This is a genomic window from Parabacteroides caeci, assembly GCF_023656795.1.
Taxonomy (GTDB): domain Bacteria; phylum Bacteroidota; class Bacteroidia; order Bacteroidales; family Tannerellaceae; genus Parabacteroides; species Parabacteroides segnis.
Genome location: NZ_JAMOKT010000031.1, coordinates 62,220 through 80,715, shown reverse-complemented (window position 1 = coordinate 80,715; position 18,496 = coordinate 62,220). Strand labels below are relative to the sequence as shown.

Genomic DNA, 18,496 nt, shown 5'->3' with positions numbered 1-18,496 from the left:
GGTATATTCCCAGCATATTAACTCCCGTTTGGTGCAAATAGCAGATAGAAGACTTATTTACCTGTTCACGGAATTCACTTAGTTCAGAATTTATCAGTTGTAAATGCTTCATTTATTATCAGAATTGAATGTTGCGTCGTTGGTAGGGGTGGTTCGCGAACGCCCCTACGGTGTCAATGTAAGCCTGTAAGGCTTTAACAAATCAGCCCAGGGTTTAACCCTGGGTTTATGAAAACCCGCTTCTCCCTTTCCGCCCTGTAGGGGCGGGACAAGATAAATATCAACCATTTCCTTCTTGTCGCACCCTTACAGGGTGCCTCAGAAAAAGAAGGATTCAAGGGAATCCAGGGTTCCAACCCTGGGCTAGTTTGTTACAGGCCTACAGCCTGAAGGCACCGTCACTAATTGGTTCATCCTATAATTAGCAGATAGTTCAATTATTTCTAAATTGGTACATTGGCATATTGCCACATTAGCTCAATTTTTTCTATAATAAAACCAGTCAATGAATTCAAAACAATTTTTCAATAAAGAATAAATTTTCATCCGATAATAAGTTCGGTTAATCCGTATCAGTTGAACATGCTGTTAAAGAGGTCTTCATCCGTATTGTCGAGGAAAGTAACCCAATGCTGGTGCGTCTTCCGGTCGAAATAATGGAGTGCTCCGTTACAACAAAGGATATAGAGTGTATTGCCTGTTCTTAATGTCCCATAAATAGTGGTTAGCGGCATGACGAGGACAGGGGTTCCATCTGCTATAAATACCAGGCAACCGTTCAAAAAAGCAAATTTCCATTCCTCACAGATGGAGTAAAGAAAGGTGGCAATCTCACAGGGGCATTGTTGCGGGATGCGGTCGGCGATGTGGCGAAGTTGTACTAGTGTTTTCTTTTTCATATCCTACTGGATTTTAAGTCAGATATGTTTCGCAACCGCACAAAAAAGGGGCACGTAACATATACATAAACCCTTCACGTAGGTACTGGAAGACCCCAAAGACGAGAATACGTAGCATGCCCGTACCCCCACTTATCGTAACAAAATTTACATAAGCGTGGCACGAACATCTAAATATCGTCTTCGTTAAATTTCCAGTTTTACGTGAAGATAATTAAATGCTCTATAACATTATACCGGATTTCTCCCCGGTAATGGTAGCAAAGGTAGAATATTGGTTTGAAATAGCAAAAATTATGGCTGGCGGATTTATGAATAATTAGTAGGTAGAAGAGTGTTGCTTTTTGTGGATGGTAATCTGCAATTTGGGTTCTAATGTATGCAATCTGTCAACAAAATGAATCTTTATTTTGATGCGGTTGTCTTGTTTATGTTTACTTTATGAATTGCGTATCCACATAAAGTCGTATCTTTGCCCGCATTAACTATATAATAATGAATAATTAAAACGATGAATTTTGTTGAAGAATTAAGATGGAGGGGCATGATTCATGATATGATGCCCGGAACAGAAGAGCAGTTACAGAAAGAAATGACTTCTGCGTACGTAGGCATTGACCCGACGGCCGATTCATTACATATCGGACACCTTGTTAGTGTAATGATGCTGAAGCATTTACAGCGTGCCGGACACCGTCCTATCGCTCTGGTCGGTGGTGCCACCGGTATGATCGGAGACCCTTCAATGAAGTCTGCAGAACGTAATCTGCTGGATGAAGCAACGCTTCGCCACAATCAGGAATGTATTAAAAAGCAGTTGGCTAAGTTCTTGGATTTTGATTCAGATGCTCCTAACGCAGCCAAGTTGGTGAATAACTACGACTGGATGAAAGAGTATACCTTCCTGAATTTTATTCGTGATATCGGTAAACACCTGACAGTTAATTATATGATGGCTAAGGATTCTGTAAAGAAACGTCTTAGCTCCGAATCGAGTGTAGGTATGTCTTTCACAGAATTTTCTTACCAGTTGTTGCAGGGATACGATTTCCTGTTCCTGTACCAGAACGAAGGTTGCCGCTTGCAGATGGGTGGTTCCGACCAATGGGGTAACATCACTACCGGAACTGAACTGATCCGCCGTAAAACAGGTGGTGAGGCATTCGCCTTGACCTGTCCGCTGATCACAAAAGCCGACGGTGGCAAGTTCGGTAAGACGGAATCGGGTAACGTATGGTTGGACCGTCGTTATACTTCTCCTTACAAATTCTACCAGTTCTGGTTGAACGTAAGCGATGCCGATGCCGCCAGATATATTAAGATCTTCACAGACCTGAGCAAAGAAGAAATTGCCGCATTGGAAGAGGAACAGGCCGCAGCTGCCCACCTTCGTCCGTTGCAGAAACGCCTGGCAAAGGAAATCACTGTAATGGTTCATTCCCTGGAAGATTACGAAGCAGCTGTTGAAGCATCCAATATCCTGTTCGGTAACTCTACCCACGAATCATTGATGAAGCTCGACGAAGACACACTGTTGGCCGTATTTGAAGGTGTTCCGCAGTTTGAGATCAGCCGTGACGAACTGAGTGCCGGCGTAAAAGTTATCGACCTGCTCACAGAGAAAGCTGCCGTTTTCGCTTCAAAAGGTGAGATGCGTAAACTGGTGCAGAGTGGTGGTATCAGCGTAAACAAAGAAAAACTGGCTGATGCAGAAACTGTTATCGACTGTTCTTCTCTGTTGAATGAAAAATACCTGCTGGTTCAGAGAGGTAAAAAGAACTATTATCTGCTGATTGCAAAATAAGAAAAATGCTGAAAACGCTTGCAAGGTAAGATTTTATTCTTACCTTTGCATCGCTTTAGATAAAGCGCCGGATTGTCTCATGGTGTAATGGTAGCACTACAGTTTTTGGTTCTGTCTGTCGAGGTTCGAATCCTCGTGAGACAACACAATCTAAATAGACCGTTTATTATCAATATGATAGTAAACGGTTTTTTGTTTATGGTAAGAATATCAACATCAAAGTAGAATAGTATGGAACAGCTGCAGTTGATACAAAGTAAGATATACGAGATACGAGGGCAAAAGGTCATGTTAGACTTTGATTTAGCTGAGATGTACGGTACTGAAACAAAATATCTGAAACGATCTGTAAAGAATAATATTAGGCGTTTCCCGGCACCGGACTTCATGTTTGAATTAACAAAGGATGAGTGGGAGTCTTTAAGGTGCAATTTTAGCACCTTAAACAAAGGTAGAGGGCAGCATCCTAAATACATGCCGTACGCTTTCAGTGAGTTAGGGGTTTCAATGTTGAGTAGTGTTCTCAACTCTGATACGGCTATAGAAATTAAAGGATTCAGGCTATTCCCTCGTTTTAGGTATTGGTATGAAGTTCTTGAGGAACTAATATATTTCTCCCACCGCAAATATAATCTATTTATATTATAAATAGTTAATTCAGGTAGGAAAATCCATGGATCTGTTATAAACAGAAAAATAATATTTAAAAATGAATATTCGAAGATAATTGCACTATTTCCCTTAGATGTCTGATTTCAAGCCTCTTATCACGAAATAACGCCATAGTTCCTCAAGAACTTGGTATTACCACTGATAGATATTGTTGTTAATTAAGACTTATATAACTTGGGGCCTATTGATATACATAGAATAAAGGAAGGAGATCAGGAAGCTTTTAAAAGATTCTTTGTTCACTTTTATCCGAAACTGCTGTCGTTGGCTTGTCGTTTTGTGGATGAACAGGCAGCGAAAGATCTGGTGCAGGATATCTTTACATTCTATTGGGAACAAAAACAACAAATCGATGTAAATAGCGTACAGTCCTATCTCTTTAAATCTCTTCAGAACCGTTGTCTGAATTATCTGAAACATCAAATGGTCGTAGAAGAGTATAATGCTAAAATACGAATAGCCGAAGCACGTATCGCTTTCCTGAATGACCGGACCGATTCAAATGATGTACTGAAACAAGTGATCGACTGTGATATTCGTGAACAGATCGAAGCTTCCGTGAAAAAATTACCACCTAAAGCGGCAGAAGTGTTCCGGCTGTGTTATTATGAGGATTTGCCGCATAAAGAAATTGCTGATAAGCTTGGAATATCAACACGTACGGTAGCAGTTCATGTCCGTAATGCAGTACTTTTCCTGCGGGAAGATTTAAAAGATTTGCTGATACTATATATCGCCTTTTGTCGGATTATAAATTAATTTGAACTTTTTTCATTTTTGACTACGTAGTTTCCGATGCCCCAGTTGTCTTCTTTATATAAACGATAAGAAAGATCTATGAATGAGGAAATACTAATACGATTTTTAATCCACCGATGTACTTCGGAAGAAATAAAGGTGGTCGATCAATGGATTGCTTCTGATCAGGCAAATGCTGATTGGCTGTTTGAGATGGAGCGTATCTGGAGTTTGAAAGACCAGCTACGTTTTTCCGACAAACAAGAGGTCGAAAGGGCCTATGCACGTTTTATGTCCGGATTGCAGGAAAAGGAAGTAAAAGTGGAAATAAGCCGGAGACGTCCTGTTTATATTTCATGGATGAAATATGCTGCAGCAATTGTGCTGATCGGATTATTAAGTACTAATCTTTATTTTTTATTGCAGGAACAGCCCTCTTCCATGAATACGATTGAAGTCCCTAATGGTCAAAGGGCTTCTTTAACCTTATCCGATGGTACAAAAGTCTGGCTGAATTCTCATAGTAAATTTACCTATCCTGCTCAGTTTTCATCAAAGATACGGGATGTTAAGCTTGAAGGCGAGGGTTTTTTTGAAGTCGCACATAATGAAAAAGCGCCGTTTATCGTACATGCTGATTTACTCCAGGTAAAAGTATTGGGCACGAAGTTTAATGTGAGAGCATACAATGAAGAACCGTCTTCCATAACATTGGCAGAAGGAAAAGTGGAAGTCGCTACAAATGACAATGAACATAAAGTAACTCTAAGACCGAATGAGCAGGTTACCTATTCTAAAGATGACGGCCTGATAGTCAATAAAACGGTCAACACCTCTTTAGTCAAATCGTGGACGGTGGGCGAAGCGGCTTATATTAATAAACAACTGATCGATATTGTAGTTGATCTGGAACGTCGTTTCAATGTTCATATCACAGTGAAAGATCAGGAACTCAATACGGAATTATTTACTTGCCGTTTCAAGGAAACAGCTAAAATAAATCAGATACTTACCCTATTGAAAGATACCCGCAAACTGGATTATAAAATTCAGGGGGATCAGATACAGATTTATAAACCTATAAAATGAGAATGCTTATGAAGAAGACATGGATGTTATAAAAATGAAGAACCGAAGATGCTGCAAACATCCCCGGTTCGGATTAAGCGAGTAACGCATTAGAGACAACCTAAATTTATTACTAACTAATCATTTACAAATGTATGAATTTTATTAAGAAGTGTATGCCATGCGGTACGCATAAATCGTCATGGCTCCGGAAAAGTCTATTTATTATGAGGTGTATCTTATTGTTTTTATTATTGGGTACAATGCAAATCACGGCGAGTGTCACTTACTCGCAATCGGTAAAACTATCGTTGAACGTGGAGAACATGACAGTGCAGGATGTCTTGTCAATGATAGAGCAGAAAAGTTCATTCTATTTTACTTACAACCTGAATCAGGTAAATGTAAACCGTAAAGTATCTGTTAATGTAAAGAATAAACTGGTGACGGATATTCTGGATGAAATATTCAAAAGTGAGAATATCAGGTATACGATCAGTGATAAACATATTGTATTATACAGAGCTGATAAGTCTGAATTACCAGGTGTGAATCAGAAACTTAAAACGATAACTGGAGTTGTGCTTGATAATAATGACGAACCTATTATCGGTGCGAACGTGTCTATTCCGGGAACAAATACAGGAACAACTACGGATATGGACGGAAAGTTTACCTTGGAAGTGCCCGACAATGCAAGAATTGAAATCTCTTATATTGGTTATATAACCCAAAGTATATCTGTAAGTAAAAAAAATAATTTTTCGATTATTCTGAAAGAAGACACCCAGGCTTTGGAAGAGGTGGTCGTAGTGGGGTATACTACTCAGAAGAAAGGGCTGTTGGCCGGATCTGTTGAGACAACCAAATTCACGGAATCGTTGGCACAGATTCCGACAAACAGTGCCGCACAGTCGTTGGTCGGTAAAATGGCAGGTGTGCATATCTCCGTTCCTTCCGGTAAGCCGGGCGAGCAGGCAAGTGTAGGGGTACGTACTGGTACGACGTGGAATTCCTCACCGATGTTGTATGTAATTGACGGGATTGTACGTGATGCGGAAACGTTCAATAATTTAAGCCCGAATGAAATTGAATCGGTAAGCGTGTTGAAGGATGCCGCTTCGGCTGCTGTTTATGGAGCACGTTCGGATGCGGGAGTTATTTTGGTTACGACACGTTCCGGTAGCTCAGGGAAGATATCGGTTAACTATACAGCCAATTACTCTGCCGACTTCGCTACGCAAGAAGTAGCTTTGACGAATCTTTATCAGCAAGGTATGGCTATTAATCAGGCATACAAAAATTTCGGCTTGACTGCTCCCCAAGGTGCGGGTTGGAGCGATGAAGAGTTGGAATGGGCCAAAAACCTTCCCGGACAAGGGTTTAACATGCTTGATGATACATGGCATACGCCTTACGTGATGAATCATGCGTTAAGCGTCAGCGGCGGTTCGGAAAAAATTAAATTCTTTGGGGCAGCCAACTACTATACACAGAGTGGTTTCATGGAGTCAACCGACTATAATAAGTTGAATATACGTTTGAATGTGACGGCTAACATAACCGACGATTTGCAATTGTACGCTTCTGTTGCCAATACGAATACAAACTATGCTTCTTCACCGACAGAAGGTACGGACGCGACTTACACGAAAGCACGTGTATCATTTGAATATATGCCTTCACGTTCTCCAGACGGTAAGTGGATTGGCGATGGATGGGCATACGGTAACCCGGCTGCGGCTGCTGAAGGTGCTTCCGGTTACAGAAAAAATAGCTGGATACGACCCGAAGCCAACGTCAGCTTGACTTATAAATTACCATGGATAGAAGGTATGAGCGTAAAGGCTTCTTATTTGGGAAGTTGGAACTCGTCGCGTAGTAAGAACTACACTGAGCTGCAAAGGTTTTATTATCCGATAAAATCGGGTGAAAACAACCATATCATTGATGTAAACAATTTGACTAATTATTATGTCAGCAATGAAGGTGCCGGTGTTTCTGCTTCGGGTAATTGGTGGACTTACCAACAGTTGAACTTTCAGGTTAATTACGATAAACGTTGGGGAGACCATCATGTGAATGCGGCTGCCGTATACGAAGCTTCGAACAACAATCACTATTATGTATATGGTAGCCGCGACCAGTTCCCGTTGTACCAGACCGACCAGTTCTGGGCAGCCGGTTCTTCTGCCGATAAACAGTTCTCCAATGGTGGTCCTGATACGGAGGGCGGACGTGCTTCTTGGGTATTTATTGGCGGTTACGATTATGCCAACAAATATATCTTGAACCTCTCTGTTCGTTATGACGGCTCCATGAACTTTGCACCTAGCGAACGTTGGGGTGTGTTCCCCGCTGTATCGGCTGCCTGGGTCGCTTCTGAAGAAAGCTTCTTGAAAGATGTTGAATGGCTTGACTTCTTGAAGTTGCGTGGATCTGTTGCCTTAACAGGTAACGACGCTGTCGGTGGATGGCAGTGGCAGACCAGTTATAAGAATGGTGGTAACTACATGTTCGGTGAAAACGCTGCTGTGAATAATGGTTTACAGTATGGAAATTTGGTGAATGAGTTCCTGACTTGGGAAAAATCTACCGGTATCAACGTCGGTGTAGATTACCGTTTCTTGGGTCACCTGCACGGTGCTGTTGAATATTGGCACAAGCATACGTATGATATCTTGGGTAACCGCCAAAATTCGCTTCCAACCACTTTCTCCAAGACGATGCCGGCTGAAAACTACGGTGTGATCAACGGACAAGGTTTCGATTTCAGTGTGGGATGGGAAGATAGCTTCGGGAAAGTCAAGTGGCATGCTGGTTTGAACTTGTCATACGGATGGAATACAGTAAAGGTACAGGATTATGCTGCCGGTTTGTTGGATTGGGAAATCCCCGTAGGTAAAGACCGTAGTTATATTGCTGCTTACGAAGGACGTATCCTCCGTTCGCAAGCAGAAGTAGATGCCTTCAAGAAGGAGAATCCTAATTATGTCATGCCTTCAGGCGGTGGTGTAGATCTTCGTCCCGGTTCGTTCGTCTATATTGACAAGAGTGGTCCTGATGGTGTGAAAGACGGTGTTATCAACAAGTATGATAAGGATATCCTATACAACAACAATAACCCGGTTTATATGGGCTTGAATTTGGGTGCTACTTGGAAAGGGCTTTCTGTAGAAGCTACATTTACTGGTAAATTCCATAACCATAAAAATTTTGGTGTCATAGGAGATTACCATGACAACCAGATGTGGAACATGGAATGGATTGAAAATTCTTGGACTCCGGAAACCCCCGATGCTGATCTGCCTATGTTGGCTCCGCGCGACTATCGTTCATATGGTTGGACAGATGTTGATTTCTTCTGGAAGAAGGCGAATTATATCCGCCTTTCTAATTTAAATATCGGTTACACGTTTAATTTTGCCCAGCCTCTAGGTAATGCAATCTCTAGTATCAAGCTGTTTGCAACAGGTACGAACTTGTTCTACATCTCTGGATTCAAACATTGGGATCCGGAATTGAACCCAGGATGGAGCGGTGTTGGTTATCCTATAATGAGAACCCTTGGTGGTGGTGTTAGTGTTAATTTCTAAAAATAAAATCTATGAACAATTTCAATATAATAAAAAGAAGCGGTCGTAAATTCTTGACATTATCGGCATGCGTATTGGCGTTGTCTTCTTGTCAGTTAGATTACGAGAACAAATCTGCAATTAATCCGGATAATGTGTGGCAGAATGAGACAATGATCCAAGCATATCTAACCGATATCTATAGCGGCATGGTGCCGGGATGGTCTTCTACGTCTGATACCGACACGGACCTTACAACGGATTCAAACGATAGCATGAGCGAGTGGTTGCGTGGGGTAAACATTTCAGCTTCCAGCCGTGGGGTCGATTTTAATTATACAATTATTGACAAGATTAACTACCTGCTTGAGCAGTTGGAGACAGTACCGGAAAGTGTCATGGCTCTTAAGGATAAAGATGCTGTGGTAGCACAAGCCAAGTTTTGGCGGGCTTACCGGTATTGGTCTTACGTAAAGGATTTGGGTGGTGTTCCTCTGATCCTTAAATCGCAGGATGTGAACGATCTGCCTTCGTTGATGGTGAAGCGAAGTTCTACTTCTGATTGTATGGCGCAGATTGTGAAAGACTTGGATGATGCCATCCAGGGCTTGCCAGACCGTTGGTCGGGTGTCGACTATGGGCGTATTGACAAATGTGCTGCCATGGCTTTCAAAGGACGCGTGCAAATGTGGTATGCTAGTAAGTTATTCAACCGTTCCAATGATAAGGGACGTTGGGAAACAGCCTATAAAACCAATAAGGAAGCTCTAGAACTGGCTGAAAAGAGTGGTTATAAATTGATGGATAAATTTGGCGACATTTGGTTGACGAAAGGGAAGTCTAATACGGAAGCCTTGATTTATAGAAATTACAAATATCCGGATTCGTATTATGACATGAACCAATATCTTCCTGAAGATATTACCCATGGATGGGCATGCCGTCAAGTACCGCAGACACCTCAACTTCTTGCATTCCCGTTGAAGGATGGTTCTTCGATGGCTATCTATGAAAACGAAGAGTATAAGAGCCAAAAACTGGATGTAAACCGCCTTTCTACGGATGCTGCCTACAATGCTGAAATTCTTGATAAATTGGTGAACGGAATGGATTCGCGTTTCTACGACTCCTATTCGGTTCCGGGTTGTGATTTCCCATCGTTGGAAATTCCTGCCGGGCAGTATTTCTGGACTTCGTATGTGAAGACAGAAACGTTCTATAAAGCGATGTCTAACATACAGTTGGAACGTAATGCCACAACAACCCATTATGGCTCATTCTTCCCGTTAAAAGCTATTACGCCGGGATTGAATAATGCTGATTCATATAAAGGTGAAAATAATGCGATCTGTTTGCGCTTGGGTGAAGTTTACCTGAACCTTGCCGAATGTGCTGCCGAAGCAGGTCATATAAATGAAGCGTTGGGTTATGTGGCTGCCATCCGTAAACGTGCAGGTATCGATAAAGGTACGGGCGCTATCGGGTATGGGCTGGATGTGTATAATACGCTCGAAGGGGTTCGTCGTTTGTTATACAACGAACGTGCTGCTGAGTTGTCTCAAGAAAACTTCCGTTATGACGACCTCCGCCGTTGGATGAATTTCGACAACATCAATGCCCAGAAGCATTACAACAACCTGTATGTAGTATTTAACGGGGATGAGGAAGATGCTAAAGGATTCGAATGGGCACGTACGTTGAAAGATGCAGACACGCAGAAGTTCTTCCATATTGATTTCGTGCCTAATGTGAAGCAAGTTGAAGTTTCCACGTTTAATATCTCTACCAAGCATTGGTTCGGTGCCATTGGGGACAAGACTATGGGAGCAAACTTCGACAATGATATGTCACAACAAAACAATGAATGGGGTGGCTCATTTGATCCATTGAAGTAATACTAAAAACTCATTATTTTTATAGCGGAGTAGAAGATATTTGTTTTAATGATCTTTTACTCCGTTTTTTTAAACCTTTCAAATCTTATATGAGGCAAATGAAAAATTTCTTATTAAAATGGGTATGGGTAGTTATATCTCCATTCTTCTTTTCGTGTAATCAGGCAGGGAAGGATCTCTGCTTTGAAACGGATTATGCAGTATTAAAGATGGATTCTACAGGATTCTTAACGAGTATCTACAGTAAAGTTGATAATATAGAATATTTATCTGATAAGAAAAGTTCTCCTTTATTGGCTCTTTATGCCGGTAACGATCAGGTAATTTTACCTGTTTCGGCTCGACAAATCGATGAAAAGGTGATGTTAACATATGCCAATGGAGCTGAAGTTATTATAGAAATAGGAGAAAAAGAAGAGTATTTGACGTTTAAACTTATATCACTTACTAATCGTGGTAAAGCGGATCATGTAGTATGGGGACCTTATTATACTACGATACGTGAATATATTGGAGATTTGTTGGGAGTAGTCAGTAATGAACGTTGTACGATCGGTATGGTCGCCTGTAATGACAATACGAATACCGGTCTCCCTACAGATGGAGATATGCACCAAATGTATTACAGAGTACATACACCAGATCCGATCAAATATCCTTTGCCGGATTCGTTATATGAGGGGCAGCGATTGCGTATAGGTGGAGATGGCATTAGCGATGTTGCTTTTACGAATCGGAAAGAAGGTCATTTCTTTTTCAATAAAGGGAATGGGGCTGAGTATATACCGGAATATGGTTCTTACATTGTAATGAGTTCGCGTGATCGTCGTGCTACCCGTGATATATTTTTTACACTTATACCAGGTTTTGAAAATGTGAATGTACCTAAGCATCATCGGGTGGAGGCTGTAGATGAGGATGTTTTAGGATCATCGGTTGCATTTTTTGTTTGTCCTAAAGAGCATACGTTAAAACTTTATGAGAAGGTCGTTTTGGAGGAAGGACTGCCTTATATTACCCAGCAAGGGAAATGGGTTCGTGATCCGAAAGCTGCTTGTGCCGATTTAGCATGGTGGGGACGGCATGATAGTTTGATCTCTTATGCAACTCAGTTGGGAGTACGTGCTGTACAGGATGAAGGTTTGGGAGAGTATTATGTCAACCCGGCAAATCGATGGGCGGATAAGATGATTTCTTATGGTGGAAAACAAATTTCTATCGCTGAGTTTACAAAAATGACGAACGAAGCTGGAATCGCTTATGGGTTACATACGTTGTGTGAGTTTTTGCAACCACATTGCAGTGATGTCAGTCCCATTCCTAATGATAGCTTATGCATGGTGTTGAAGACAACGATCACTCACGATTTGAATGCTTCTCAAACGGATATTTGTGTGGCTGATACCAGTTGGTTAAATGAATGGGGAACTTGGCATTGCAATAAACTCAATGTTTTGAAATTAGGGAAAGAACTACTTACTTACGAAGGAGTTACAACAACCCGACCTTATACATTGAAAGGTGTGAAGCGTGGTGCTTACAATACGGTGGCTCAAACACATAAAGCGGGTGAGGTGTTAGCAAAATTACAGATGAACTGTTATAATGGTTTTGTTCCGGATATGAATCTGCAAGACGATTATGCCGATTATTATGCCCGGTTATTGGTTGACGGTGGCATGGATTATGTCGATTTTGATGGACAGGAAAGTTTCATGTATCAAGGACATGGTTATTATTCTATGAAACGATTCTATCGGAATTTGTTTGAGAAGTTTCATACGTATGGCGGAAATGAACTTCGTGTGATGGGATCTGGTATCATGTATGGTAATTGGTTATATATGGGGAATGGAAATATTGGTGGAGGAAACAATATGTTTAACCCTGTAACCAATTCTTTCGGAATTCAGGGGAAAGATGAAAGAAACGGTAATGTTAATAATTTCATTTGTCCTACTTTCGGTATCCAAAATTTCCAATCGGAATGGGATGAACAAGTGATAGAGAATCTACAATCAAAGGCTGTTGCATGGAATGCTACTTATATGCTTGGTTTAAGTGAAAACGCTGTTGAAAAATGTTTGGATAAAGAGCGCGTGTTTAAGGCTTTTCGTGTGTGGGAAGATGCCCGGCGTGCCGATATTTTTTCTAAAGAATTGAAAGAAGAAATGAAAGCTCAAGAGAACCGGTACCATTTGGAACGTATCAATGATCATACATGGACGCTATATACAGTGGATATCTCCGGTGAGCATGTTAATCCGAGAACTCTTATAAATTAGACAATATGTTAAAACATAAATCATTACGCGCATGTGTGTTGCTGTGTTTGGCTCTGAATATCCAACAAGGAAAAGCACAAGAGACAAATGAATTGGAATATGGAGAGGCGATCAAAGGGGTGAATCAAGATCCGAAGCAAAAAAGTATCGGTAGTAAACCTTATGAAATGGAAGGGCGTACGGAAGCCAGAGAACCACTGTTTACTTTTGATGATTGTACGCAGTGGCAAGTTCGGGCAAACCAATCCGAGGTCGCATTATATCGAACTAAAGAACAACGGGTAATAGGCGATTACAGCGGAAAAGTCGTTTACAAAACCAAACAGGCAAAAGCCGGATTTCGTGTAGAACTTGTTGAACCTTATACATTCGATAAAGAGTGGGATTGCATTAACTTTTGGAATTATGGAAACCATTGGTTATGGGAGAACAGTGGAGAAGCCATGACCCATTATGCCGTTATCCAAGATGCCAAAGGCCGGGAGATAACAATTCCGTTCATGCAAGAATGGTTATGGCGGAATATGAATTATAAGTATTGGTTTTTGAACCATATAAAATTGAATGATAGCATTGTCCGACCGATTACATTCATCGGATTGGAATTTAAAGGGAATGGTACAAAACCGGATGTGGAGAACAATATTTTCTTGGGTCCTATCTATGGATATCAAGAAGTTTTGAAGCCAATGAAGTTTAAACCGTTCCCAGAGAAATTACCTTTTCCTCTTCGTGAAGAGACGATCTTGCCGACGAATAAGACGACCGGATTTAGCAATCGTGTGGAGCAACAAGGCGAGAAATACCTTTTCTCATACGAAGGGAAAGATGCTAAGCTGACGTATCAAGTAGACCCGGCTTATCCGATAGGTGGCGTGACACTCTTGTGTGACGGACAAGAGAAAAAGGTGAATGCCAACGCTAAAATCCTTTTTGAAAAACGGACAGAAGCAGAGTGGAAAGTTATGGATAAGAGAATAGAAAACGATACTTTGTTTATCTGTTATAAAGCAGTAGGAAAAGGTTTGAACCAACGCTTTGACTGTTCCTATACGATCAAGCAGAAGTCTTTGATTTGGACGATTGAGGAAAAAGCAGTGGATGGGAAAGTGGAAGAGATCTGCTTAGGCGCGACAGACAACGTGTCGGATGGTAAATTGGTGGGTGTTCCTTTCTTGGTGTATAACCCTTTTGCCAATGATTCCTATACGGCTGATGCTCCCAGTATACTGTATGCCGATAATCTGTTCTATTTGACGATGTTTGATTGGTATTATACCAATGCTTCCATGTATTATGGTGGAGAACAGGGTATCAAAGAGGGTAAAGCGACCTATAATGGAGGTGTCAGATATTATCCGTTGAACAATAAAAAGCGCAACCCGTTACGCGAACGTCTCTTTATTAATGTATCACCGGATGTACACGAAGTATTCCCGACGATTGACAACCCCGCTTCTCCGATGCGTTCTAACCAGGTAGATCGTTTGTGGGCGATCAACGGGGGGAGCGATCTGCCTAAGCTAGGAAAGTTCGTATCCGACTTGCGTTCGAAAGGAGTGGAGAATGTCAGTATCCGTTATCACGAAGACTTCTGGCGCGCCGGTGGAGAAAGTTATACATTCCGGACAAAACCGAATCCTGATCTGGGGGTAGAGCGTTTGAAAGAATATGTCCGCTTTGTGCAAGGGCAAGATTGGAGGATTGGTTTTTACTCGAATTACATGGATTTTGCGCCTGTCAATGCGTTGTGGAATGAAGATTGGGTACGTATCAGCCATAAGGATTATGGTTGGGGACCTGCTTGGTGTAGATGTTATGCCAATAAAGTAACGATCGGTTGGGAACAACAGGCCCTTTTGGCACCGCAAATACATAAGACATTTGGTACCAACTTTTCTTATTGTGATGTGGAGACTTGTATTTCTCCTATGGATCGGGTGGATTACGATTATCGTACTCCTGGAGCAGGAAAATTTCGTACTGTATTTGAATATATTGGTATGACTTTGATGAACGAACGCCGCGCCTATCAAGGTCCAGTTTATTCGGAAGGTGGCACACATTGGTTCTATGCAGGATTATTAGATGGGAATTATTCACATATGAATCATAGTTTTCCTATATTTCCTGATTTTCAACTGTTGAAGATTAATCCGTTGGAAATGGATGGAATGTCTAATGTCTCTAACGAGGCCTATGTTGCTTATGCTTACGCTTTCGGTAATATCGGTATTTTGTCTGATGGTTTTGATGCAGTTCGTAGATATGCTTTCTTGCAACCATTCCAAAATAGCTATTCGATGATTCCGGTGAAAAGTATCCGGTATTTTGATGGAAAATCTTATGTGTCATCTTCAGATGCAATCAAAAAAGATCTATTAAAATCTCCTTGTATCCAGGTTGAATATAATAGTGGTTTGAAGATTTATGCCAACTTTTCCGATCAACCGTGGCTGGTTAAAGAAAATAACCATGATTATTCATTACCTAAATATGGAACTTTGGCCGTTTTGCCTGGAAGCCGTTTGTTTTCTGTTTCTTCTACAAACCCTGTCTCATCAACAGGTAAATTACTTGACAAGGTTTATTCTGATCATTTATTCTATATTGATACGTATGGGGAAGTAGAAAAGGGAGAATTTGGAGGTAAGGGTTCTTATATGTTGAAGAAAGAAAAATTTGGATGGGAAATCATCCCTCTGAAGGATTTAGAGGAGGTTGATTTCAATTTGTCTTTAATTGGATTTTCGGAATTAGGCGTAGATATAGAAGCTATAGATAAGAATGGAAATATCATAACAGTGATAAACCAAGTCCCTTTAGCTGATCAAGTTCATTTTGAACATAAACCTCAATATTACAAATATAAGATTTGCCCAGTTTCATCCATTTCCCAATAATAACAAGTATGTTCGGTATTATGTCCCTTTTAAGGATTAATAGCCGGACATACTAGTAAACAGTAATAATCCATTGAATAGGCAATTATTTGCTATGTTTAATGTGAATGGTTGTCTTTATTTTTGTGTAGTAAATATATGTAAATTAAGAAATCTGATAATCTAATTTTTGACCTTATGAGATTTAGAAAAATTAGTAGTATTTGTGCTGTTGCATTTTTGATATTATGCTCATGCAAACAATCGTATGTTGATGAACTCTCGACACAATATGCAACATTCAGTGTGGATGGAAAAGGTTTTATTTGCCAGGTGGCAGACAACAGGACAGGCGTGAATTATCTGGCGGAAGAGGGGGCATCTCCCTTGTTGAGTCTCTATGATGGAAAAGAATACATCATGCCCACCAATCTGAAAGTCGAAGGCGACAACTGGATACTAACCTTTGCAAACCAGTCGGAAGCTGTCGTTTCAAAAGAAGTGAAAGACGGGTATATTCGCTTGTCTTTGGTTTCATTAAGTAATCGTGACCGGATTGATGCCATAGCTTGGGGACCTTATGCAACCACTATATCTCAATATATAGGAGAGACGGTAGGAGTGGTACGTGATACGACTTTTGCTGTCGGTGTACAGGCACTCGGCATAAATACGACAGAGGGACGACCTCATTTGGGGGATGATGCTACAGGTGGGTGCTATATTGATCCGCTGCCGGGACAAGAAGTGCCCGAAGATTTGAAAGATAAGATCGGACAGCAAACGTACGACATCAATGTGAATGAAGAAGGAGATATGCCCGAATATGTACGCATGATAAGGGGAAATGCGGCTGTTGCACGTCCGTATGGTAGTGATATTCAATTTTTCGCACGTGATTGGCGAAAAGAAAAAGTGATAGACTATATAGGGAGAAGACAGACTGTGACGGCTTTGGATCAGGATTTCATAGGAAGTTCTATTGCCTTGTTTGCCGCACCATCTTCGGAAGCTGTCGATGTCATCGGAAAGATCGAAGTAGGGGAAGGATTGCCACATCCGATGATGAACGGAGAGTGGATCAAAAAACGGAAGCTCCAGAATCCGGCTTATATGTTATATGAGGGTCGTTCGTTGGATAATGCATTGAATTATGCCGATTCTTGTAACTTCAATTTGGTTCATATCGGGGACATATTCAAAAGCTGGGGACATTTTGATTTACACACCTCTCGTTTTCCGGAGGGAGCAGAGCAAATTAAAGCTTTTACTGACAAGGCGAAAGCTCGTGGTATTGAAATCGGCGTACATACGCTGACGATGTTTACTTCTACGCATGACCCGTATGTTTCTCCCGCACCTAGTGATAGCCTGGCCATTTCAGGAAGTTCTGTTTTGACAAAAGAGATCAGTGCAACTGATAAGGATATAGAAATTGAATCACCGGAATTTTTTACCTATTTGGGTGAAACGCATTCGGCAAAGATAGGTACGGAGATTGTGTCGTATCGGGAGGTAACCACAGAGAGACCTTATAAACTGCTGGATTGTACACGTGGACAGTTCGGAACGAAGCCTGCGGCTCATCATGCAGGCGATAAGATTGATAAGCTACTGAATAATTGTTATAGCGGCCTCTTTCCGGATATCCATTTGAGTGATGTTTTTGCTAAACGTTTGGCTGAAGTGTGCAATGAAACGGGAGTCGGATTGATGGACTTCGACGGTTATTACGGTGGATCACCTACGGGACATGGTTTATATGGGGCTTCCAGGTTCTTGAAACAATGGTTTGATGACCTGGATCAGAAAGGCATTATCTCTTGTGGTTCATCACCATTCCATTATTGGTGGCATATCTATTCTTTCATGAACTGGGGAGAGCCTTGGTACGATAATTTGCGTGAAAGCCAAGTCAATTACCGTTTGGAGAACCAACGTTATTTCGAACGTAACTTGATGCCGGGTATGTTGGGTTGGTTTAAATTGGAACAGACTTATCGACCGGAAGATATTGAATGGATCCAGGCACGTAGTGCTGCTTTTGATGCCGGCTATCTGTTGCGTGTAGACGAAAGCATCGAACAGAGCGGATTCAAGAGCTGTCTTTTTGAGGCCATCCGTGAATGGCAGAAAGTACGTAACAATCATTTGTTGACAGCTGCACAAAGAGAGAAGATGAAGAATCCTAAAAATGAATTCCATTTGGAAAAAGCGGGTGATAATGTTTGGAACTTGTATGAAGTAACCTTGAAAGGGGATAATGTCCACAAGTATCGTTCGGTACAAACGGGAGAACCTTTGTTAAGTAAGTTTACTTTTGATAATCCGTATGAGAAGCAACCAGTACAATTTTATGCAACGATAAAAGCCGGAGACGAAGCGGGTGCACAAATCACCAACCTGCAAATATTGGTGGAAGGTTGTGCTCCGATCCAAGTGCAAGAGATATTGAAAGTGGGCGACAAACTCTATTGCGATGGTAATTCCGTATATGTATGTGATGAATACTGGAAGCCTCGTAAAAGTTTTGCCGTATCTGAAACTACTGCATGGGGAAAGGGGAAAAACAATGTGACGGTACAATGCGACTTCTCTTCTTCAAAAGCCCCTTCCATCCATGTGGAATTTAAGGCATTGGGTAATAAGGAAATTGTAAAAGGAAGATAAACAACGAT

The 18,496-nt window shown here is 41.2% G+C and carries 9 protein-coding genes and 1 pseudogene; 9 read left to right on the top strand and 1 reads right to left on the bottom strand.

All coding sequences use genetic code 11. The annotated features are described in order from the left end of the window. Positions 1-572 precede the first annotated feature (572 nt). Positions 573-899 (bottom strand): hypothetical protein, encoded by a 327-nt coding sequence (locus tag NBH15_RS15970; protein ID WP_250823036.1) that lies wholly within the window; start codon positions 897-899, stop codon positions 573-575. 511 nt (positions 900-1,410) lie between these two features. Between NBH15_RS15970 and tyrS the strand changes: the two genes are divergently transcribed. From tyrS to NBH15_RS15925, 9 genes and pseudogenes are all read left to right on the top strand, one after another. Continuing rightward, positions 1,411-2,703 (top strand): tyrosine--tRNA ligase, encoded by a 1,293-nt coding sequence (gene tyrS, locus NBH15_RS15965; protein WP_128134506.1) that lies wholly within the window; start codon positions 1,411-1,413, stop codon positions 2,701-2,703. A 231-nt stretch (positions 2,704-2,934) separates the two neighbouring features. Continuing rightward, a pseudogene (locus NBH15_RS15960) lies at positions 2,935-3,252 on the top strand (ORF6N domain-containing protein); the annotation flags it as partial. Positions 3,253-3,549: 297 nt separating this feature from the next. Beyond that, a complete protein-coding gene (locus tag NBH15_RS15955; RefSeq protein ID WP_128134505.1) occupies positions 3,550-4,134 on the top strand; it encodes an RNA polymerase sigma-70 factor in 585 nt (194 codons plus the stop codon). 78 nt (positions 4,135-4,212) lie between these two features. After that, on the top strand, positions 4,213-5,202 hold the full coding sequence (locus NBH15_RS15950) for a FecR family protein (RefSeq protein WP_128134504.1): 990 nt from the start codon (positions 4,213-4,215) through the stop codon (positions 5,200-5,202). Positions 5,203-5,408: 206 nt separating this feature from the next. After that, on the top strand, positions 5,409-8,777 hold the full coding sequence (locus NBH15_RS15945) for a TonB-dependent receptor (protein WP_244050510.1): 3,369 nt from the start codon (positions 5,409-5,411) through the stop codon (positions 8,775-8,777). A gap of 11 nt (positions 8,778-8,788) precedes the next feature. Beyond that, a complete protein-coding gene (locus NBH15_RS15940) occupies positions 8,789-10,651 on the top strand; it encodes a RagB/SusD family nutrient uptake outer membrane protein (RefSeq protein ID WP_244050511.1) in 1,863 nt (620 codons plus the stop codon). A 98-nt stretch (positions 10,652-10,749) separates the two neighbouring features. After that, on the top strand, positions 10,750-12,936 hold the full coding sequence (locus NBH15_RS15935) for a hypothetical protein (RefSeq protein WP_128134498.1): 2,187 nt from the start codon (positions 10,750-10,752) through the stop codon (positions 12,934-12,936). Between the two features lie 5 nt (positions 12,937-12,941). Next, positions 12,942-15,839 carry a hypothetical protein gene (locus NBH15_RS15930; RefSeq protein ID WP_244050512.1) on the top strand — a complete coding sequence of 966 codons (2,898 nt, stop codon included), beginning with the start codon at positions 12,942-12,944 and terminating at the stop codon, positions 15,837-15,839. 177 nt (positions 15,840-16,016) lie between these two features. Then, positions 16,017-18,488: a hypothetical protein gene (locus NBH15_RS15925; RefSeq protein WP_128134495.1), complete on the top strand. Its 2,472-nt coding sequence runs from the start codon at positions 16,017-16,019 to the stop codon at positions 18,486-18,488. The last annotated feature ends 8 nt before the right edge of the window (positions 18,489-18,496 follow it).